20 protein-coding genes and 2 other annotated features are annotated in these 21,155 nt (G+C 43.3%); of the genes, 14 read left to right on the forward strand and 6 right to left on the reverse strand.

The features are described 5' to 3' along the window. Nucleotides 1-87 precede the first annotated feature (87 nt). Nucleotides 88-1,356: a uracil-xanthine permease family protein gene (locus AWM75_RS05000; RefSeq protein ID WP_143236688.1), complete on the reverse strand. Its 1,269-nt coding sequence runs from the start codon at nt 1,354-1,356 to the stop codon at nt 88-90. Nucleotides 1,357-1,716: 360 nt separating this feature from the next. After that, nucleotides 1,717-1,986 (reverse strand): DUF896 domain-containing protein, encoded by a 270-nt coding sequence (locus AWM75_RS05005; protein ID WP_067979030.1) that lies wholly within the window; start codon nt 1,984-1,986, stop codon nt 1,717-1,719. Nucleotides 1,987-2,195: 209 nt separating this feature from the next. Between AWM75_RS05005 and AWM75_RS05010 the strand changes: the two genes are divergently transcribed. The 8 genes from AWM75_RS05010 (at nt 2,196) to tsaD (ending at nt 8,997) form a co-directional block, all read left to right on the forward strand. Further along, nucleotides 2,196-3,062, forward strand: coding sequence for an SAM hydrolase/SAM-dependent halogenase family protein (locus AWM75_RS05010; protein WP_067979034.1), 867 nt, complete (start codon nt 2,196-2,198; stop codon nt 3,060-3,062). An 11-nt stretch (nt 3,063-3,073) separates the two neighbouring features. Further along, on the forward strand, nt 3,074-3,628 hold the full coding sequence (locus AWM75_RS05015) for an ECF-type riboflavin transporter substrate-binding protein (protein ID WP_143236686.1): 555 nt from the start codon (nt 3,074-3,076) through the stop codon (nt 3,626-3,628). Nucleotides 3,629-3,639: 11 nt separating this feature from the next. Continuing rightward, complete coding sequence (locus tag AWM75_RS05020; RefSeq protein ID WP_067979040.1) at nt 3,640-5,358, forward strand: ABC transporter ATP-binding protein; 1,719 nt, start codon at nt 3,640-3,642, stop codon at nt 5,356-5,358. Further along, complete coding sequence (locus AWM75_RS05025) at nt 5,351-6,184, forward strand: energy-coupling factor transporter transmembrane component T family protein (protein ID WP_067979043.1); 834 nt, start codon at nt 5,351-5,353, stop codon at nt 6,182-6,184. Before AWM75_RS05020 ends, AWM75_RS05025 begins: the two co-directional genes overlap by 8 nt. Before the next feature lie 62 nt (nt 6,185-6,246). Then, on the forward strand, nt 6,247-6,984 hold the full coding sequence (gene tsaB / locus AWM75_RS05030; protein ID WP_067979046.1) for a tRNA (adenosine(37)-N6)-threonylcarbamoyltransferase complex dimerization subunit type 1 TsaB: 738 nt from the start codon (nt 6,247-6,249) through the stop codon (nt 6,982-6,984). Continuing rightward, a complete protein-coding gene (rimI, locus tag AWM75_RS05035; RefSeq protein ID WP_067979049.1) occupies nt 6,968-7,561 on the forward strand; it encodes a ribosomal protein S18-alanine N-acetyltransferase in 594 nt (197 codons plus the stop codon). The genes tsaB and rimI overlap by 17 nt, the downstream gene beginning before the upstream one ends. Further along, nucleotides 7,548-7,994 (forward strand): GNAT family N-acetyltransferase, encoded by a 447-nt coding sequence (locus tag AWM75_RS05040; protein ID WP_067979051.1) that lies wholly within the window; start codon nt 7,548-7,550, stop codon nt 7,992-7,994. Before rimI ends, AWM75_RS05040 begins: the two co-directional genes overlap by 14 nt. Then, complete coding sequence (gene tsaD, locus AWM75_RS05045) at nt 7,987-8,997, forward strand: tRNA (adenosine(37)-N6)-threonylcarbamoyltransferase complex transferase subunit TsaD (RefSeq protein WP_143236687.1); 1,011 nt, start codon at nt 7,987-7,989, stop codon at nt 8,995-8,997. Before AWM75_RS05040 ends, tsaD begins: the two co-directional genes overlap by 8 nt. Before the next feature lie 51 nt (nt 8,998-9,048). On the opposite strand, the gene AWM75_RS05050 is transcribed toward tsaD, so the two are convergent. Further along, on the reverse strand, nt 9,049-11,001 hold the full coding sequence (locus AWM75_RS05050; protein WP_067979055.1) for an ABC-F family ATP-binding cassette domain-containing protein: 1,953 nt from the start codon (nt 10,999-11,001) through the stop codon (nt 9,049-9,051). Nucleotides 11,002-11,174: 173 nt separating this feature from the next. Here AWM75_RS05050 and AWM75_RS05055 point away from each other — a divergent pair, with 173 nt between their 5' ends. Then, complete coding sequence (locus AWM75_RS05055; protein WP_067979058.1) at nt 11,175-11,798, forward strand: redox-sensing transcriptional repressor Rex; 624 nt, start codon at nt 11,175-11,177, stop codon at nt 11,796-11,798. Between the two features lie 274 nt (nt 11,799-12,072). Here the strand turns inward: AWM75_RS05055 and AWM75_RS05060 are convergent, their stop codons facing one another. Further along, nucleotides 12,073-12,261, reverse strand: a complete 189-nt coding sequence (locus tag AWM75_RS05060; protein ID WP_067979061.1) for a hypothetical protein — start codon at nt 12,259-12,261, stop codon at nt 12,073-12,075. 252 nt (nt 12,262-12,513) lie between these two features. On the opposite strand from AWM75_RS05060, the gene AWM75_RS05065 reads away from it, so the two are divergent. From AWM75_RS05065 to AWM75_RS05075, 3 genes are all read left to right on the forward strand, one after another. Continuing rightward, nucleotides 12,514-12,783: a co-chaperone GroES gene (locus AWM75_RS05065; RefSeq protein WP_067979064.1), complete on the forward strand. Its 270-nt coding sequence runs from the start codon at nt 12,514-12,516 to the stop codon at nt 12,781-12,783. Nucleotides 12,784-12,830: 47 nt separating this feature from the next. Then, complete coding sequence (gene groL / locus AWM75_RS05070) at nt 12,831-14,459, forward strand: chaperonin GroEL (RefSeq protein WP_067979067.1); 1,629 nt, start codon at nt 12,831-12,833, stop codon at nt 14,457-14,459. Between the two features lie 158 nt (nt 14,460-14,617). Further along, the gene (locus AWM75_RS05075; protein ID WP_067979070.1) at nt 14,618-15,157 is read left to right on the forward strand and encodes an NADPH-dependent FMN reductase; all 540 of its coding nucleotides are present in this window, start codon (nt 14,618-14,620) and stop codon (nt 15,155-15,157) included. A gap of 65 nt (nt 15,158-15,222) precedes the next feature. On the opposite strand, the gene AWM75_RS05080 is transcribed toward AWM75_RS05075, so the two are convergent. Next, nucleotides 15,223-16,707 carry an ABC transporter substrate-binding protein/permease gene (locus AWM75_RS05080; RefSeq protein ID WP_074572578.1) on the reverse strand — a complete coding sequence of 495 codons (1,485 nt, stop codon included), beginning with the start codon at nt 16,705-16,707 and terminating at the stop codon, nt 15,223-15,225. 43 nt (nt 16,708-16,750) lie between these two features. Further along, nucleotides 16,751-16,951: a binding site (T-box leader), on the reverse strand. 85 nt (nt 16,952-17,036) lie between these two features. Then, nucleotides 17,037-17,804 (reverse strand): dimethylarginine dimethylaminohydrolase family protein, encoded by a 768-nt coding sequence (locus AWM75_RS05085; RefSeq protein WP_067979076.1) that lies wholly within the window; start codon nt 17,802-17,804, stop codon nt 17,037-17,039. Between the two features lie 117 nt (nt 17,805-17,921). Further along, nucleotides 17,922-18,134, forward strand: a binding site (T-box leader). A 48-nt stretch (nt 18,135-18,182) separates the two neighbouring features. On the opposite strand from AWM75_RS05085, the gene AWM75_RS05090 reads away from it, so the two are divergent. Together AWM75_RS05090 and argH are read left to right on the forward strand one after the other, a co-directional pair. Then, the gene (locus tag AWM75_RS05090; protein ID WP_067979079.1) at nt 18,183-19,661 is read left to right on the forward strand and encodes an ABC transporter substrate-binding protein/permease; all 1,479 of its coding nucleotides are present in this window, start codon (nt 18,183-18,185) and stop codon (nt 19,659-19,661) included. A 70-nt stretch (nt 19,662-19,731) separates the two neighbouring features. Next, nucleotides 19,732-21,123, forward strand: a complete 1,392-nt coding sequence (gene argH, locus AWM75_RS05095) for an argininosuccinate lyase (protein WP_067979082.1) — start codon at nt 19,732-19,734, stop codon at nt 21,121-21,123. Nucleotides 21,124-21,155 lie beyond the last annotated feature (32 nt).

Genomic DNA, 21,155 nt, shown 5'->3' on the forward strand with positions numbered 1-21,155 from the left:
AGCAGTCTGAGTACTTTATAAATTAAAAGCCCTGCTACCGGACTGGGTAGCAGGGCTGGTTGCTTTTATAAAAATGTTGATAGCCTTTTATTTTTCTTGAGGCAAGATCAGGTTAAGGATAATGCCTACTAGAGCAGCTAGGGCAGTTCCTGATAGGGTGACTAGGTTAGGGATGTCTAAGACGGCACCACCCAGGCCAAGGACTAGCATAGCTGAAGCGATAATTAGGTTACGGACATAGTTGAAGTTGGTCCGGGCCTCGATTAATACCTTTAAACCGTTAGAAGCAATAACACCATAAAGTAAGATAGACATGCCTCCTAAAACGGAACTAGGAATTGTAGAAATAAGTGCAGTGAATTTACCCATGAAGCTGATGATAATCGCAATAAAGGCTGCGTTACGGATAACTGAAGTTGAGGCTACTCTGGTCAAACCAATCACACCGGTGTTTTCGCCGTAAGTGGTATTGGCTGGACCACCTAGGAAGGCAGAAACGACAGTTGCTACGCCATCCCCAACCAGGGTCCGGTGCAGGCCAGGCGATTTCAAGAAGTTACGACCACAGATTTCACTAAGCACCGTGTGGTCACCGATATGCTCTGATAAGGTTACCAGGGCTACTGGTAAAATTGCCCAAGTTTCTGGACCAAAATATAGTTGATAAGAGCCGAAATGACTGGTGGCAAAAGGTAATTGGAAATCTGGAATGGCAAACCAAGCGGCTTGGGCTACTGGTGTTAGGTCAACGAGACCTAAAGCTAAGGCCACGATGTAACCTGCCACAATTGATACTAGGAAGGGTACAACTCTAAAGAAACCACGCCCATATACATTGACAAAGGCACAAATTAGGAAGGTAGCTAGCGCAACTAGCATTTGCCGCCAGTCACCACCAACAACTAATTGGGCATTTTCAACAGCAGAACCTGCTAGGCTAAGCCCGATAACAATAATCATGGGTCCAATGACAATTGGAGGCAGCAGGCGGTCAATCCAGTCATTACCAATAGCTTTAATAATAAGGGCTGCAATAACATAAACAAGACCGGTTAAGATAACACCTGTTTGAGCTGCGGAAATATCGCCTCCCATTTGCTTGATAGCGTATGACATCGCACCAATAAAGGCAAAGGAAGAGCCTAAATAAACAGGCACTTGGTTGCGGGTAGCTATATGATAAATTAGGGTACCAATCCCACTACAGAAAAGGGCAACAGAAACTGGTAATCCCAAAAGAATGGGCACTAGAATCGTGGCACCAAACATAGCAAAGACGTGCTGAAGACTTAATAATAAACCAGTCGATAAGGGTGGTTTTTCATCAATATCATAGCGCATTTTTTGCTTGTGCATTGAAAATTCCATAAAATACCTCCTAAAAGTAAGAACTGTAATCAGTTTTTAAGGAGTCTTTTTGTTGCAACAGAAAATTTCCTCAAATTGTCAGTATTATACGCTAAGCTAAAATTTGTGTAAAGTTATCCTCCAAAAGAAAAACTATTCTGAAAAATGCAAGCGTTTTTAAAAAAGGGTTTACATGTCTGGTTTTATCATGTTATACTCTGAATGAAGCAATCTTACAAAGTCAAGGTTGCATCATCCTTTCATTTTTTGTTTTTTTCCTTTTCACCCCTAGACCTAGGGGTGTTTTTTTGTCTATTTGAGCTATAAAAAAGCGGCTAGCATTTTGCTACTAGCCGCCATGAGTTAGTTTTAATTTTTGTTATTTAATTTATCGTCGATGTCTTGCATGTTAGCCTGTAATTTCATCCGAGCTTGTTTTTCTTTTAGTTTTTTAGGGGTCACATCGTTACCCTCTGGATCAATGACAGTGGCATTTAGTAGTACAGAGTCTAAGCTACCGCGAAATTCTTTTAGGTATTGGGCTCTGAGTTCTGCCCTTTCTTTTTTCTCTTCTTCAGTAATTGTCCCAGCCTTGTTCTTTGCAGCTAGTTCGTTGATGCGTTTGATTAAATCTTGCATGACGCAACCTCCCTTAGTAATAATAATCTAATTATAAAGGATAGCAAGTTTAAGGCCAAGGAGTTTGCTTAATCCTGACCTTTAAAGGGGCGATCGGCATTGGCGAACAAAAATGATGCTAATTGACCCTTGTAATTTTTAAAAGACTGCCAGTAACTGCCTATAAATAAGGTATAATAGGCCTACACTATAACTATAGGAGGTATCATATGGATGCACTAGTTTTACAAACAGATTTTGGCTTGGTCGATGGCGCGGTTTCTGCCATGCACGGAGTGGCTCGCCAAGTTAGTCCGGATTTACAGGTATCCGACCTGACCCACGATATTCCTCAATATGATATTTGGTCAGCAGCCTACCGTCTGATCCAGACTTTGGAGTACTGGCCAGCTGGGACCGTTTTCGTATCAGTAGTAGATCCGGGGGTAGGAAGTGATCGACGCAGTGTTGCTGTGAAAACCCGCGATGGTAAGTACGTTATCACACCTGATAATGGGACCTTGACGCATTTACTTGCTCGCGAAGAGATTGTTGAAGCTCGGCAGATTGACGAAAGTAAGAGCCGTCTACCTCATTCTCAAGAAAGTCACACCTTCCATGGCCGGGATATTTACGCCTATAATGGCGCACGTTTGGCTAGTGGTCAGGTTGACTTTGCGGGTCTGGGCCAAGATATTCCTGTAGCTAGCCTGACTAAGTTACCAGTTGCCGAAGCAAGCTATGACCAAGGTGTTCTACGCGGTATTATTGATATTCATGATATTCGCTTTGGCTCACTTTGGACCAATATTTCCTCAGACTTGATTCGTCAGGCTGGTATTAAAAATGGTGACCATCTGGTGGTGAAAATTTCCCACCAGGGTAAGGCCGTTTATCAAAATATTATGCCCTTTGTGCGTTCGTTTGCCCAGGTAGGTGTAGGGGAACCATTGGCTTATGTTAATTCCTTGGTTAACTTAGGGATTGCTGTTAACCAAGACTCGTTTTCTAAATTATATAATATCGGCTTGGGTGTTGATTGGCAGATTGAAATATCTAAGGCACCCGCTGCACTTGTTGACCTATTCAATCAATAAAGGAGTTTTGCATGATGAAATCTACAAATGAAGTTGAAAAAGTAGTCGCCATAGCTATTGGTGCCGCCATTACCTTTATCTTAATGAAATTCGTGGTCATTCCTACACCAATTCCTAATACAGTTATTCAAACCTCATATGGTTTTTTAGCCTTGCTAGCCGCTATTTATGGGGGTGGGGTGGCTGCGATAGCAGGTTTTATCGCGCATTTTCTTAATGATGCGATGACCTATGGCACAGTTTGGCATGCCTGGGTGGTTACCACGGCCTTTATCGGCTTGGGCTTTGGCTTTATTCTTAAGGGTAATAAAATCCAACAGGGGATTTTTAACCGCGCCAGCCAAATTAAGTTTTTAGTCGGCCAGCTGATTGTTAATGTGTTAGGTTGGGGGTTAATTGCTCCGGTTCTTGATATTTTAATTCATTCCGAACCAGCTAATAAAGTATTCACCCAAGGAATTGTCTCAGCCATTACCAATTCAATCGCAACAGCTATTGTTGGTTGGCTATTAATTCAAGCCTATACCAAGACCCGGACTAAGAGTGGGTCATTACGTGAAGATTAAGGAGTGAGGATATGGCTAAGCAAGCCCTAATCAGTTTTAAGGACTTTTCCTTCCGCTATGATAGCCAAGCCGAACCTACTCTCAAAAATATTAATCTAGATATTTATTCCAATGAAAAATTGTTAATTTTAGGACCGTCAGGGTCAGGCAAATCTACTCTAGGTAGACTCTTGAATGGGCTAATTCCACAGGCTTTTGCTGGGGAAGTCACTGGTCAGGCTCGCTTTAAGGGCAAGGATTTATTAGACCAATCCATTAGCGACCTGTCTTATCAAGTTGGTACTGTGCTCCAGGATAGCTCAGCTCAGTTTGTTGGCCTGAGTGTGGCTGAAGATCTGGCCTTTGCCTTAGAAAATGATGCTGTTGCCAAGCTTACTATGGAGCAGGCTGTAGACAAATGGCTTAATACTATGCGCTTAAGCGATTTAGCAAGTATGTCACCCCAGAAATTATCGGGAGGACAAAAGCAGCGGGTAGCCATGGCTGGAGTCCTGATTGATCAACCAGAAATATTGCTCTTCGATGAACCACTGGCTAGTCTAGATCCAGCTGCCGGTTATCAGACCATGCAACTGATTAACCAGCTCCAGTCTCAATTCAATAATACCGTGGTAATTATCGAGCATCGACTCGAGGATGTCTTAACCATTCCCATTGACCGCATCGTAGTTTTCGACCAGGGTCAGATTGTTTATGACGGGACCAGTGAGGCCCTATTGAAGAGTGATTTACTAAGAAAAGTTGGCATTCGTGAGCCCCTCTATGTGTCAGCCTTGAAATATGCTGGAGCTAATTTGGCCCAAGTTCAAGATATTGCCCAAATAGACTTGGTAAAAAGTCCTGACCTTGCCGACAAAGTTCATGCTTGGCAGGCCAATCTAGCCCCTGCACCGACACCTGAATATAAACAGGATTTACTCACTTTACAGGGGATTAGTTTCGCCTACCCAGAAAATCCTGGCCATCTGAACTTAAAGGACATTTCTTTTAATCTTAAAAAAGGAGAAATGGTGAGTTTGGTCGGGACTAATGGCGCTGGTAAGTCGACCTTAGCCAAGCTGATAGCAGGTTTTGTCTCGCCTTGCCAAGGTCAGATACTCTGGCAGGGGGAGAATATTACTGGTGATGATATAGATCAGCGGGCCGGGCGCATTGGCTATGTAATGCAGGACCCTAATCAGATGATTTCCCAGACCATGATTTACGATGAAATCGCTTTGGGTCTGCGTATGCGAGACTGGTCAGAAGACAAAATACAAGAACGCGTCTTTGCTGTGATGCAAGCTTGCGGCATCTATAAGTACCGTAATTGGCCAATTTCAGCCCTTTCATATGGCCAGAAAAAGCGGGTTACTATCGCTGCTATTCTAGTGCTTGAACCAGCGCTTATTATCCTTGATGAACCAACCGCTGGTCAGGATTATCGACACTATACGGATTTTATGCGTTTTATCTGTGGGCTTAACCAGGAGGGCATGACCATCTTGATGATTACCCATGACCTGCAATTGATGCTGGAATATACTGAGCGTAGTCTAGTTCTCGTTGATGGCCAACTCTTAGCTGACCGCCTACCATCCCAGGTTCTAACTGACCAGGATTTGAGTCAAGCAGCATCGCTTAGGCCAACCAGTCTGTTCCATTTAGCCGACAAGGTGGGTATTAAAGACAAGGCCCAGTTTGTAGCCGACTTTATTTATTATGAAGGGCAGGTGCTAGCGCATGAATAATTCAATAGTGGGCTACCAGGCCAAGGATACGCCAATCCACCGGCTCAATGCCTTAGCTAAACTAATATTTTTTATCCTAGTTTCGCTCGCCTTAATGCTAACGTATGATACCCGTCTGCTCTTAGGCGTTAGCCTCTTTTTGATGGGAGGTCTCTATCTAGCAGATATTAAGTGGCGAGATGTGGCCTTTTTTATTAAAATAGTGGCTGTTTTTTCTGTTATCAACTTAGTAATGGTTTATATTTTTTCTCCTGAATATGGGGTAGACCTTTATGGCAGCCGCACCATAATATGGGAAGGGATTGGGCCCTACACCCTAACTTGGGAGCAGCTTTTTTATCAGATTAATCTGGTCCTGAAATATTTTTCTACCATTCCCCTGGTTTTGCTTTTTCTTATGACTGTCAATCCATCTGAGGTAGCTTCGAGCTTGAATCGGATTGGCCTCTCTTATCGGCTATCTTATGCTGTTTCATTGACCTTGCGCTATATTCCAGATATCCAGCGCGATTATATTGCGATTCGGGATAGCCAGCGAGCTAGGGGGCAGGGGCGTAAGGACCAGGCTGGTTTGATGGATAAGGCTAAAGTAGCTACAAAAACCATAATGCCATTAATAATGACTAGTTTTGCTCAAATTGAAACTGTCAGTCATGCCATGATGTTGCGCCGCTTTGGTGGCAAGCACAAGCGGACTTGGTACGTGGCTAAACCGCTCAAGAGTAAGGACTATCTTTTGATTTTGGCAGGTTTGCTAGTTTTTCTACTTTTTGTCTATTTTTACTATGTTAACCAGGGTCGCTTTTATAATCCTTTCAGGGGCTAATTAAATTGTAGATTAATGGCCTATTTGCTAAAATAAGGCTAATAATGTCTAGGAGGAATCAGATGCTTACACTAGCAATTGATAGTTCAGGCCAATCCCTTAGTCTGGCCTTATTTGAGGCGGACCAGGTGGTTAGTGAATTTATGACCAACACCCGTATTCAGCACTCCAAGCAGCTGCTACCCCTACTGGACCTCATGTGTGAGACTGTTAACGTGAAGCCCCAGGAAATAGATCAGATTTTGGTGGTGCGTGGACCTGGCTCTTATACTGGTCTCCGGATTGGGGTAACAGTAGCGAAAATGTTGGCCTGTACTCTGGCTAAACCCTTATATAGCCTGTCAAGTTTACAGGCCTTGGCTGGTCAGGTTACTGACCCAATTAATAGCTTAATTGTGCCCTTTTTTAACGCACGACGCCAAACTGTCTATGCGGCTGCTTATGCTAAGCAGGCGGATGGACAGCTTGATGAGGTGGTGGCGGCAGGCCATTATCAAATGACCGATTTTCTGCAAAAATTATCAACTTTAGCAGTTAAGCCTCACTTTATCAGTCCTGATTACGCTAACTTTGCTGACCTAATCACGCAAAATTTTACTGAGGCCAGCTATAGTGTCCAAAAGCCAGCTTTTAGCTTGATTTCGACTGCTAGATTAGCTGAACTGACTTGGCAGGCTGAAGATCCTCATACTTTTACGCCTCAGTACTATAAACTAGCAGAGGCTGAAGAAAATTGGCAGGCTGATCATCCTGATTTAGCCCAGCAAGCAGGAGCGGATTTTGTTGAAAGAACCGATTAATTATTTATTTAGTTACCTGCGGTCACTATGGTTGTTTGATAATTTCGACCAGGATGTGACTCAAAAAATAAGAGTGGCGGCAGACCATTTACAATTAGCTGGGCACTGCTTCTCAATCCATATTTCAGATATAAGTTTATGCAGTGCTATGGTTGAGCTGGAGCTAGCTGCTTACCAGGGCAAGAAGGCCTGGGACTACCAAGATTTTCTGTTTGATATTAAAGATAATCCCAATAGTTTTTACTTGCAGGTTTGCCAAGCTGACCGACTGGTAGCCTTTATTGGTTGTCGGCGCGATGCAAGCGATGTACATATTTCTAACTTCATGACCCACCCTGAATACCAAGGATTGGGTATTGGTCGTTACCTCCTAAATCAACTAGCCCGTATTAGTCAGGATCTAGATCGCCAGCAGATTAGTCTCGAGGTCAGGCAGTCTAACCACCAGGCTAGAGATTTTTATTTAAACCGTGGTTTTAAGATAATCCGGTTAGTATCAGGCTATTATCGGGATAATGGAGAGGATGCCTATTATATGGTCTGGGACTTAGTGGGGAGTCAAGATGCTGAACATTAAGTTAATAAATCCAGACCAGACTGGGCTAGCTCACCAAGTTTTTAGCCAGGCCTACCAGGGTAATTACCAGCTTAGTCCTAGTGACTTGAATCGTTTATTGGCTGATGATAATCAAGCCATATTTGGGCTTTGGCACGGAGAAGAGCTATTAGCTTTGGCTCACTTTCAGCTTGTCTTAGACCAGGCTGATTTGATTGACCTTGCTGTCCGTCCTGACCGCCAAGGTCAGGGATACGGTTATTACTTGTTGTCCAGATGTTTGCAGATTTTATCCCTTAGCCAGGTCTATCTAGAAGTAAGAGACAGTAACCAGGTGGCAATTAGCCTCTATGAGAAACTCGGCTTTGTTTATTTAAGTTGCCGTAAAAATTATTACAGCCAGCCCAGCCAGGATGCTTGGGTATATATTTGGAAGGAGGATGCTGATGACTAATATTTTAGCGATTGAATCATCGTGTGATGAGACCAGTGCAGCGATTGTGACTGATGGGCGTCAACTCGTAACGAATGTGGTTGCTAGTCAGATTAAAAGTCACATGCGTTTTGGTGGGGTGGTGCCAGAAATTGCCAGTCGCCACCATGTAGAGCAGATAAGCCAAGTCGTAGAGACTGCTCTAGTCGAAAGCGGTATGGACTGGTCTGATATTGATGCGATTGCGGTTACCCAAGGGCCAGGGTTAGTAGGGTCGCTGTTGATTGGTATTACAGCAGCTAAAACTTTAGCTTGGGCTCAGAATAAGCCTTTAATTGGTGTTAATCATATAGCTGGACATATTGCTGCCGCTCAACTAGATCATGATCTGACCTATCCCTTGCTAGCTTTAGTTGTTTCTGGTGGACATACTGAGCTGGTTTATATGGCAGCGGCTGGGGACTACCAGGTTATTGGCGATACCCGCGATGACGCAGTGGGTGAAGCTTATGATAAGGTGGGACGTTTACTAGACCTGCCTTATCCTGGTGGTAAAAAAATGGATGAGTTGGCCCAAGTTGGCCAGGTCGTGTATGATTATCCCCGAGCTATGATTAAAGAGGATAATTTTGATTTTTCTTTCTCAGGCTTAAAATCAGCCGTCATCAACCATCTTCATAATACCCAACAGCGGGGAGAATCTTATCAGATTGAAGATGTAGCCGCCAGCTTTCAAGCTGCAGCCATAGAGGTGTTGGTAGCTAAAACTATGCGGGCTCTAGCTGCTTATCCCGTTTCGCAATTAGTAGTAGCTGGAGGAGTAGCAGCTAACTCGGGACTGCGTCAGCAGCTCCAAGCAGCAGTTGCGGCCCAGCAACCAGAATTAGAGTTGATTTTTCCACCACTTAAATTATGTGGTGACAATGCTGCTATGATTGGTGCAGCCGCTCAAATTCAGTATGATCAAGAAGATTTTGCTGGTTTAGACTTAGATGCCAAGCCGGGGCTCGCAATTGATGATTAATAAATTTAGTAACCAAAAAGACCTCATGTGTGTATGAGGTCTTTTTGGTTACTACTCTTCATAGGTTGCGAGGTCAAGCGCACGTGCTTCCCAAATCAACATTTTCTCTTCCTGGAGCTCTTTTTTCTCTTGTAAGCTGGTATTAAGCTTGTTGAGTTCATAGGAATCATTGAAAATATCAGGATTAGTCATAGCGAGCTCAATCGCTGCAATTTCTTGGTCAAGCTGGTTGATGTCTGTTTCTAATTGGTCTACTTCTCTTTTGAGGCGGCGGATTTCTTTTTGGTTCTTTTTCTGAGCCTGGTAATCTATCTGGCCTTGGGAGCTGGTTGGTTTTTCAGCAGCTGTTTGCTGGTCTTGGGCCGCCTTGAGTCGGTCGCGCTCTTGGATTTCAGCTTTTTTCTGGCTATAGTAATCGTAGTCTCCTAGATAGAGGGTAGATCCTTCAGGAGAAATTTCTAAAACTTGGGTAGCAATGCGGTTGATAAAGTAGCGGTCATGGCTGACAAAAATCAAGCTACCGTTGTATTCAATCAAAGCATTTTCCAGAACTTCCTTGGAATCGATATCCAGGTGGTTGGTCGGCTCATCTAGGACTAAAAAATTATCGTGGTCTAAGGCTAACTTAGCTAGTTCTAACCGAGCTTTTTCACCCCCACTGAGGTTAGTTACAGATTTGTTAACATCATCGCCAGTAAATAGGAAGGAACCCAAAATAGTGCGAATATCTTGCTCACGCATCTGGGGGTGGGCATCCCAAAGTTCATGGAGCACATCTTTTTTAGAGTGGCGATTACCTAACTCTTGGTCATAGTAGCCTAGGCTAACTCCAGTCCCATATTCGATATGACCAGCTAGGGCGGGGATTTCCTTGATTAGGGTTTTAAGCAGGGTAGATTTACCGACCCCGTTAGGGCCAACCACAGCAATGGCTTCTTGCTTGCGTAGGTCCAAGTTGATATTTTGAGCCAAGATTTCTTGGTCATAACCTATCGCTAAGTCCTCAGCAATCACAACGATATTACCTGATTCCTTGTCAGCGACAAATTGGATGCGGGCCGACCGGTCATCGGCCTGAGGCTTACTCAAACGGGTCATCTTTTCTAATTGCTTGCGACGAGACTGGGCCATTTTAGTTGTTGACGCGCGAACAAGGTTTCTTTGGACATAATCTTCTAAACGGGCAATCTCAGCTTGTTGCTTGTCATAGGCTTTTTGCGCCAGAGCTAGCCGTTGGGATTTTTCCTGGAGATAGAAGCTGTAGTTGCCGGCATAATGATAGCTTTTTCCTTGGGTCATTTCATAGGTTTCATTGGTGACACTATCTAAGAAGTAGCGGTCGTGACTAACAATGAGTAGGGCTCCTGGATACTTGGGTAGGTATGCCTCTAACCAGGTGAGGGTATCGATATCCAAGTGGTTGGTCGGCTCATCGAGAATTAAGAGGTCTTTTTTCTCTAAAAGTAATTTAGCCAAGGCTAAGCGGGTTCGTTGCCCGCCTGAGAGGTGGGCAACGGGTTTATCGTAGTCGGCTTGGTCAAATTGAAAACCTGCTAATACCATCTTGATTTCAGATTCATAACCGTATGCATTATGTCGGTTGAGGTCTTCTTGCAGGCGGTCGTATTGGGCCAGGGCTTCTTGATAACGGTCTGGATCAGCCATAATTTCTGGGTCGGCCAGTAGATTAGCACTTTGTTCAGCTTGGTCTAGTAACTTAAGGACTGGATCAAAAACAGCCAACATTTCGCCATAAATGGTCCGGTCAGAGTCGACAGCTGAATGCTGGTCCAGGTAGCCAATTGTTAATCCCTTGGCTTTGGATATACTGCCTGCATCGGGCTCTTCTAAGCCTGTTAGCATTTTAAGTAGGGTAGATTTACCGCTACCATTGCGGCCAACTAGAGCAATCCGACTCTTATCCTGGATTGTAATGTTGACATCTTCAAAAAGGGCTAAGCCGGCAAAGCGCCGAGCTAGTTGAGAACCTTGTAAAATAATCATCGGGGAAGTCCTTTCAAATATATTGGTTTTAGTTTAGCATATTTAGTACGAGGGGCTGTGAATGGTTTGACTAGCAATGTTTGTGAAATTGTGAAACAATAGGCTTGAGAAGTAGCAGCTTACTCTGCTAGAATAGGAAAAAAACAAGTTAAATAAAAGAAAGAGGATACTTCATGATCGATATTCCAAAAGCAACAGCAAAACGGTTACCCTTATACCACCGTTACCTGCAATTCTTCAAAAATATGGGTAAGGACCGCATTTCTTCCAATGAATTAAGTGAGGCCGTTAAGGTGGATTCCGCGACGATTCGTCGGGACTTTTCTTATTTTGGTGCTCTTGGTAAGCGGGGCTATGGTTATGATATTGCCTATTTACTAGATTTTTTTGGCAAAACGTTGAGCCAGGACAAGTTAACGACTATTATCCTGGTGGGCGCTGGTAATCTAGGAAATGCCCTAATTAACTATAATTTTAGGCAGAGTAATAATACGCATATCGGCGCAGCCTTTGACGTGGATGAGAGCCTGGTAGGCGAAGAGCGTAATGGGGTCCAGATTTATCCACTGAGCCAGATGAGTGACTACATTAAGGACAATCAAGTTGATATTGCCATTTTAACAGTCCCAAGTGACCATGCTCAAAATGTGGCTGATGACTTAGTGGCAGCAGGTATCGCTGGTATTTTAAACTTTACCCCGGTCCGGTTGGATATTCCTAGTCATGTCAGGGTGCAAAATGTAGATTTAACCAATGAATTACAGACCCTAATCTACTTTATTAGTAAAGAAAATTAGTGTTTTAAGCGGAAAAAGAGCCTGGGGCATATGCCCCGGGCTCTTGCTATTATACGAAGATTAGCAGCTTAGTTGGGCTCCAGCATAGCATACTATATCCGTACGCATTGGAAATGCTACGGCTACAGCAAAGAAGCTGAACTAAGGTCGTTTCACTAGGCTGGCGCAATATCTTTCAGATATTGGTCTGCCTAGCTCCAACGATTCAGTTCAGGGCGCTTCTTGTCGCACCCTTTAGTTGTTTTCAGTTCTAAGCGTCATCTCTCGCACCCTTTTATTTTAACCGCCGGTAAAGGCGGAATATGTTGATAGCTTGAACAATGTCAGAGCTAGCAAAGGCCAGGGCGAGGAGGGCAAAAAAAGTCCAACCATTGTCTAACACGATACTGTAGGCCAGGTAGACAAAGGCAATGGCAAAAATAAGTTTAAAAATAATATTTGAGATAAAAGTTGTCTTAGGCATTCGGTTCCTCCTGACTAAAAGACTCTATTTAATCTTAACTAAATTTAGGCACTTATGCAATATATACTAGGAGGAGAGGCTAATAAGCCTTGCCAGTATTGCTTTTTGGCCAGGCTATGATAAAAAGGTCAAAAAAAGTCAACAAAATACTTGCAATCCCCTCATAGATTGTTTATGATAATAAATGTAGTTAGCACTCTAATGCCAAGAGTGCTAAAATCTAAATTGCTTTGGTTTATGGAGGGATTTTATATGCTAAAACCACTTAACGAACGTGTTGTTATCCAAGTCGAAGAAGCTGAAGAGAAAACTGCTTCAGGTATTGTATTGCCATCATCTGCTAAAGAAAAATCACAAATTGGCCGTGTGGTGGCTGTATCTGATGATAGTTCAGACTTTTCTAGTCAACTATCGGCTGGTGACCGTGTTATTTTTGAAAAATATGCCGGTTCTGAAGTGAGCTATGAAGGTCAAGACTACCTAATTGTTAAAGAAAAGGATATCGCTGCCGTTATTAAGTAGCGATTAAGCATAACTAAAAGGAAAGAACTTAAAGGAGGACTTGCTATATGGTTAAAGATATTAAATTCTCAGAAGATGCACGGCATGGTTTACTACGTGGTGTTGACACCCTGGCTAATACAGTAAAGGTGACTTTAGGCCCTAAAGGTCGTAATGTGGTTTTAGAGCAATCATTTGGTTCGCCACTAATCACTAATGATGGGGTAACCATTGCTAAAGAAATTGAATTAGAAGATAAGTTTGAAAATATGGGTGCTAAATTAGTAGCTGAAGTCGCCCAAAAAACTAACGATGTAGCCGGTGATGGTACAACAACTGCGACTGTTTTAACCCAAGCTATTGTTCGTGAAGGCCTGAAGAATGTTACGGCTGGTGCTAATTCTGTAGGTATCCGTCGCGGGATTGACCAAGCTGTTCGTGCAGCAACAGATGCGCTAAAAGCAAATTCAGTACCAGTTGACTCTAAAGAATCAATCGCTAACGTAGCGGCTATCTCATCTGGTGATGAGCAAATTGGTCAATTAATTGCTGATGCCATGGAAAAAGTAGGTCAAGATGGTGTGATTACTATCGAAGAATCACAATCTATTGATACTAGCCTAGACGTGGTCGAAGGTATGCAGTTTGACCGGGGTTACTTATCTCAATATATGGTTACTGATAATGAGAAGATGGAAGCTGAATTAGAAAATCCATATATCCTCTTAACAGACCGTAAGATTTCTAATATCCAGGACATTCTACCTTTATTAGAAGGTGTGATGCAACAATCTCGTCCACTATTGATTGTGGCTGAAGATTTGGAAGGCGATGCGCTTCCTACTCTAATCTTAAACAAATTACGCGGTACCTTTAATGTTGTTGCCGTTAAAGCTCCTGGCTTTGGTGATCGGCGTAAGGCTATGCTAGAAGATTTAGCTATCCTAACTGGCGCCACAGTTATCTCAGAAGATTTAGGTTTAGAATTATCTGATGCTGGTCTTGATTCATTAGGTACAGCTGCGCGCGTGGTCGTAACTAAAGATGATACAACTATTGTTGAAGGTGGCGGTAACAGCGACCAATTACAACAACGAGTTGATTTATTACGCAAACAAATTGAAGAAACTTCTTCAGAATATGACCGTGAAAAATTACAAGAACGTCTAGCTAAGTTAGCCGGTGGTGTCGCTGTTGTTAAGGTAGGCGCTGCCACTGAGTCTGAACAAAAAGAACGTAAATTACGGATTGAAGATGCCTTGAACGCGACCCGGGCAGCAGTTGAAGAAGGTATCGTAGCTGGTGGTGGTACGGCCTTCATCGATGTGCAAGCTAAGGTTCAAGAATTGGCTGATTCATTAACTGGTGATGAGCAAACTGGTGCTAGCATTGTCGTTCGTGCTCTAGAAGAACCAGTTCGCCAAATTGCTGAAAATGCTGGTTTAGAAGGTTCAGTAATTGTTGAAAAATTATCTAACCAAGATACTGGTATTGGTTTCGATGCGGCTACTAATGAGTGGGTTAATATGATTGAAGCTGGTATCGTAGATCCAACTAAGGTATCACGGTCAGCCTTGCAAAATGCTGGCTCTGTAGCAGGTTTATTATTATCAACTGAAGCAGTAGTTGCTGATAAACCAGAACCAGAAGCTCCAGCTGGACCAGCTATGGATCCAGGTATGGGCGGAATGTATTAATCAGTCTAAAAAATCAAAAAGGTGGCCCCAGCCACCTTTTTTGTTGGATCTTAAATAATTCGAAACCGTAACACTTGATAATTCGAAACTGAAGTGTTATAGTAAAAGGGTAGACAAGAAGTGAAAGTATTGAATTTTAAAAAAGGAGTGCTTATTAAATGACTAAATTTGGTGTTGTTGTCGGTTCAATCCGTCAAAACTCATACTCAGAAGCTGTAGCCAAAGGTATTGTGGCTGGTTTGCCTAGCGATGCTGAAGTGACTTTCCTAGAAATCGCTAATTTACCATTATATAACCAAGATTACGATGAAAATTCACCGGTAGAATATACTAACTTCCGTGACCAAGTAGCTGCTCAAGATGCGATTATCTTCGTAACGCCTGAGCACAATCGGTCAATTCCAGCTGCTCTTAAAAATGCCTTAGATGTGGCTTCACGTCCTTGGGGTGAAAATGTTTGGGCTGGTAAACCTGCTTTAGCAGTATCTCAATCTATCTCAGCTATGGCTGGTATTTTAGCCAACCATACCCTACGTCAATCATTAGTATTCTTAGACATGCCAACCATGCAACAGCCAGAATTATACATTAATTCGAGTGAAGCTGTTAAAGAAGATGGCAGCATTGCTGAAGAATCAGTGGACTTCTTGAAAGATGCGGGTGCCCAATTCGCAGAGTTTGCTAAGAAATTTATCTAATTAAATATGCGACTAGTAAAAGCCTGGCGACGATTCGCCAGGCTTTTTTGTTAGCTATTTATTACTTAATATCTTTGGTTCATTTTTCCTTCTATGTGACCCAAGAACTTAGACAGGCTAAAGGTCATGATAAAGTAAATCAGCATAGAAATTGTCAGCGGTACTAGACCTTGGTAGGTCAGACTAGTAACCGCCCGGGTTTGGAAGGTTAGTTCAGCAATACCAATGGTGGAGACAATAGAAGTTTCTTTAATTAAAGAGATAAACTCGTTGCCTAAAGCAGGCCAAATGGCTCTTAAGGATTGTGGAAAAACCACCTTTTGCATGGTCGGCCAATAGCCTAAACCAAGTGATCGGGCTGCTTCCGTCTGGCCAGAATCAACAGCATTAATGCCGCCCCGGATAACCTCACAGATATAGGCAGCTGAATTTAGTGACACAGCGATGAGACCGGCTGTTAACGCTGACAGATTAAAAATAGCACCTAGGCCCAAGAAAGCGAAGAGCACTTGGACCATGAGTGGCGTACCCCGGATGAACTCTACATAGATAGTGGCAGGAAGTTGTAGCCAGGGAAAATCCGATAAGCGCATCAGTGCCAGCAGGCTACCTAAAATAATACCGGCTAGCATGGCGACTAGGGAAATCAACAAGGTCATCTTGATGCCGTCCCAGAAGTAGGGCCAGTAAGCCAGCCAAGAATCACCCTGTTCAGCCTCGATTAGGTCATAGGCGTCTTGAATCCAGTTATCAACTTGGTCGGTGGCCAAGGCCTCTTCGATGGTTTGGTCTATAGCTGCTAAGAGGTCAGCTTGGTTGTTAGCAATCAAGAAAGATTTACCCGATTCGCCCACATCCAGCTGGCTAGCCACGGTAGTCAGGTCATCTTGCTGGGCAGCATAGGCACCGGCAACAATTTCATCCATGAGGACGCCATCAACCTGGCCAGCTTGGAGAGCAGAAATTAGATCAGTAAAGGACTTCATACTAGTTAATTGAACATTTTTGATATGGTCCTTGGCAAAATTTTCTTGGATAGTGCCAGCATAGACCCCCAGGGTTAATTGCCCATTATCAAAGGCATGATAGTCGGTGATGGTCTCTTGGTCTTGTTGGCGGATAACAAAGGATTGGTCTTCCACAACATAGGGAATGGAGAAATCGCCTGATTTTTCCCGTTCTTCCGTAGCAGTTAGGCCAGCAGCAGCGATGTCGATAGTGCCGGTTTCAAGGGCTGGAATCAAAGAGTCAAAGTCCATATCAATGACTTCTAATTCTACGCCTAGCTTGTCAGCAATGGCTTGGGAGAGAGAAACATCGAGACCAACCACCTTATTTTGACCATCCTCTAGAATAGTAAATTCATATGGGGGATAACCTGAAGTTGTCCCCACCCGGAGCACACCGCGGTCTTTAATCTCCTGGAGGGCATTGTGGGCTGGATCTTGTTGGCTCGTCTGTGCATGGACACTAGGGTTAGATAGGGCTAACTGGCCAAGACATAGGCAGGCTAGGATGAGGATGGAAAAGGTTCTTTTAAATAGCGACATGATGATGCTCCTTTCTATCTGGGAAAACAAAAGACCCCCACCTCTAAGAGGCGGGGGTCCACGGTACCACTCTTTTTCATAGTAAACACTATACTCAAACTGATAACGCTAGTGGGCGAACTTGGCTACTAGATTCACCAAATTATCCAAGCAAGGCGGTTCATAAAAGGACTAGGGAAGCTTCCACCAAATCTTCCTCGCTAGGCTAGTTAGCTTTTACTACTCTTTGCTTCATCGACAAGTATAAAGTTTGTATTATTATAAGCATTAAATACGAAAAAGTGCAAGTTGATTTTTCGGTTATTTGTTATCGAAAAAAACTATCAGGGCTAAAAACGAAGCGACAAACAGCTTAAGCCGCCATCGATTTTACGAAATTCAGAGGTATCTACTTCGATAATCTGGTAACCCAGTTGGGCAATTTTTTCTCTAGTTTTAGGATAGCCAGCAGGAACTAAAACATAATCGTTAATCCAAACACTGTTAGCCGCATAGGCCTCATCTTCTTCAATTAAAATTTGTTTGAAGTCAGCAAACTCAGGACGGTCTTGAAATTCACCTGCAACTAAGACTGTATTTTCAGGAATGAAATTTACCCCAGTTTTTAAGTGAAGCATTTCATCCATGGCTACTACGGAACCGGATAGGCCATATTCTTCTAAGAGGCTAATCATTTGGTCAGCACCTGCCTGGTTAGTCCGGTCTGATAGACCGATATAGTAGTGATTACCAACCATCATGATGTCACCACCTTCGATGGTACCGGGCGCTTGAATTTCCTCGACGTGGTCATAAAAATGGTGGAGGGCTCGGCGCATATCACTTAGTTGGCTTTCATCCTGGCGGCTAGCCGCACCAGGTCGGGTAATAATGGCGCATTCACTGGTACAGAGAGCAACATCCTCCACAAAACAGGCGTCAGGAAAGTCATTTTGGGCTTCTAAGACTGTGACATCGACCCCAGTTTCTTTAAGCGCTTGGACATATTTTTCATGCTGGGCAAGTGCCTTTTGATAGTCGGGTTGACCTAGATTGGCACTGCTAATCCCTTGGCTAATACTAGGACTGGGTTTGCGAACAATAGTATGTTTGAACATGGGCTAACCTACTTTCTGAATCTGTTGAATTAATTTTTATTGGTTAGATTATAGCACATAAAATAAAAATTGACTTTTCAAGGCCCCAACTCTATAATTAATGCAATCTTAATATTTATAAAGTCTATGAAGCAAAGAGTAGTTAATGGCGCTGGTTTAGCGAGAGGTGTTGGTGGAAGGCCTCCTGGTAAAATTAATGAACCGCATTGCTTAGATGGTTAGCTGAAATCTTTTAGGTTAACCCGCTGATAGCGTTACGCAAATGAGATGATTGGTTAATTAGTTTAACCTATCAAGTAGAGTGGTATCGTGGATTAGTCCGCCTCTTAACAAGAGGCGGACTTTTTTTGTGACATAGATATAGAAAGGATGATAACCATGGTGAAGTTAAAGAAGATTATTATTTGGTTAGCCCTAGTGGCAACGGTGGTACAGGGAGTATTTTTGGCTAGCCGACCTGTTCAAGCCCAGGAAAACAACTTATTAGCTGAAATTAAAGACCGGGGTAGCCTGCGTTATGGGACAGCACCTGGTTATGCACCTTATGAGTTCACGGTGTTAGAAAATGGTGAAAACAAGGTAGTCGGTCTAGATATTTTCCTGGGCCAGGCTATTGCCGATGAATTAGGTGTCCAGTTAGAAATTGTACCCATGGAGTTTGATTCTCTGATTCCGGCCTTAGAGTCTGGATCGATTGATATGATTGGGTCAGGCCTAAGCGCAACAGAGGAACGGAAAAAGTCCGGTGATTTTTCTATCCCCTATGTCAAAGAGCCTCAAGCCATTGTTATTCGTAAGGGTGAAGAGGAACAAATCTCAGACTATCAGGCTTTTAATCAAAAGCATTTAAAAATGGGTGTTATGGTTGGCACCTTGCAAGAAAATTTGGTTAAAACCTATATGCCTGAGGCCGAAATGGTAGTACTCCGGTCTTGGGCTGACTTAATTTCATCTCTCCAGGCTGGCAATATCGATGGCGTCCTTATGGATACTTCGGTATCAGGTGCCTATGTTGCCGAACATGATAATTTGGCTGCCGTGGCTTCTGGCATAGAAGATGAAGATACCCTAGTTGGCGTTTCCTTGATGACAAAAAAAGACCAATCTGACTTAGTCGCGGTCATGGACCAAGTAATTGGTGATAGTCTGGCTTCTGGACAAATTGATCAGTGGCTAGAAGATGCTTATCAATTGATTCGTGACAACCAGGAAAACACCTGGCTAGCCTATGCGCCTTATTTCTGGGATGGATTAAAGATGACCCTCTTAGTTTCGGCAGTCTCTGTGCTGGCCGGCTCTATTTTAGGTGTCGGCCTGGCTCTAGCCCGGCTCTCTCAATTAAAAATCTTACAGGGCTTGGCAAGTGCCTATGTTGCCTTTATTCGAGGGACGCCACTGATGGTACAAGTTCTTTTTGCTTTTTTAGGTCTAGGTGGCCTATTTGGTTGGTCACCGCTTGTGGCGGGACTAATCGCAATTTCTCTCAATGCGGGGGCCTATATTTGCGAAATTATTAGAGGTGGCATTAATGGAGTGGATGCTGGCCAGGCAGAATCAGCCCGGTCCTTGGGTTTAGGTTATTGGCCGACCATGAAAAAGGTGGTATTCCCGCAATCCTTAAGAGCAATTTGGCCGGCCCTGGCTAATGAGTTTATTACTTTGATTAAAGAATCATCCTTAGTTTCAACTATCGGTATTGCGGAGTTGACCTTCCAAACCCGGGCGGTTACCAGTTTGACTTACCAGGGGATTATTCCCTTACTAATCGCTATGGTAATTTATTTTATCCTAACCTTTACCTTAGGGCGTCTAGTAGCGCTTTTAGAGAAGCGAGATCAGAGTAAGTACCGGGCTTAACCTAGCTTTGTTTTACCGAGAAGATTTGCTAAAATAAGAAAAATAATTGATTTTTAAAGGAGTGGCACAATTGGCAATTTGGTCTAATAAATTTCATGATGCAATGTCCAACCAGGCTTATAATTTCAACCAGTCGATCCACATCGATGACCGACTCTTGGATGCTGACCTACGTGGGAGTATGGCACATGCTGAGATGCTGGGGCGCCAGCAAATTATTCTACAAGAGGAGGCAGAAGACCTGCTTCAAGAATTGCGCAAAATGCGTAAGGAATATGCAGAAGGCCAGTTAGCCATTGACTATGATGAAGAGGATATCCATAGCTTTATTGAAGCAGAACTCACTAGACGGCTAGGATCAACTGGTAAAAAAATTCATACCGGCCGGTCACGTAATGATCAGGTAGCAACTGCGCTTAAGATTTATTGCATGGATGAAATTGATATCTTGTCAGAAAAATTATCTGATGCCATTTTAGCCTTTTGTGATAAGGCTAACCATCATTTAGAGACCATTATGCCAGGCTATACCCACCTACAGAGGGCGCAACCGATTACTTATGCGCATTATTTAATGGCTTATGTGGAGATGCTCTTTCGAGATTATGACCGCCTCCAAGATGTTAAAAAACGGATTTCAGCGGGTATGCCTTTAGGAGCAGGGGCCCTGGCTACTTCCACCTTTCCTTTAGATCGTGACTTTACCGCTTTTTCGCTAGGTTTTACTGACTATGCTGATAATTCTTTGGATGCAGTATCTGATCGCGATTACTCAATCGAGCTCTTATCAGCCTTGTCAATCATGAGTATGCACCTGAGTCGCTATGCGGAAGAAACAATTATTTGGACCTCACAAGAGTTTAATTTTATTAGCCTCAAGGATACTTTTTCAACAGGGTCTTCGATTATGCCTCAGAAGAAGAATGCTGACATTCATGAGTTGATGCGGGGCAAAACAGGTCGGGTCTTTGGCGACCTGATGGCAGTTTTAACCATCATGAAGGGGATTCCTTTAGCCTATAACAAAGATATTCAAGAAGAAAAAGAGCGGCTTTTTGATGGGATTGATACTATGAAAGCCATGATTTCCCTAATTCCAGCGATGCTGGCAGAAACAGTCGTTAATGAGGATGTGATGTATGCAGCAGCGGGACAAGGTTTCATCAATGCGACAGACTGTGCTGACTATCTAGCGGCCAAGGGTGTACCGTTTAGAGATGCTTACCAGCAAACCGGTGACATTATCCAATACTGTATTGAAAATGATGAGACTTTGGAGAGTTTAAGTGTGGCTGAGTACAAGCAATTCAATCGTCAATTTGAGGAAGATATTTATGATGCCATTGATCTGAAGAATTGCACTTTTCGTCGTAATGTGCCAGGTGGACCAGCCCCAGAGCGGGTCAAGGACCATATTAAGGCAGTCACAAGTTATTTTGGCCTTGATTTGAGCCAGCAATAAAGTTGCTCCCAGGCTTGACTTTTTAAGGAAAG

Source organism: Aerococcus urinaehominis, assembly GCF_001543245.1.
GTDB lineage: Bacteria > Bacillota > Bacilli > Lactobacillales > Aerococcaceae > Aerococcus > Aerococcus urinaehominis.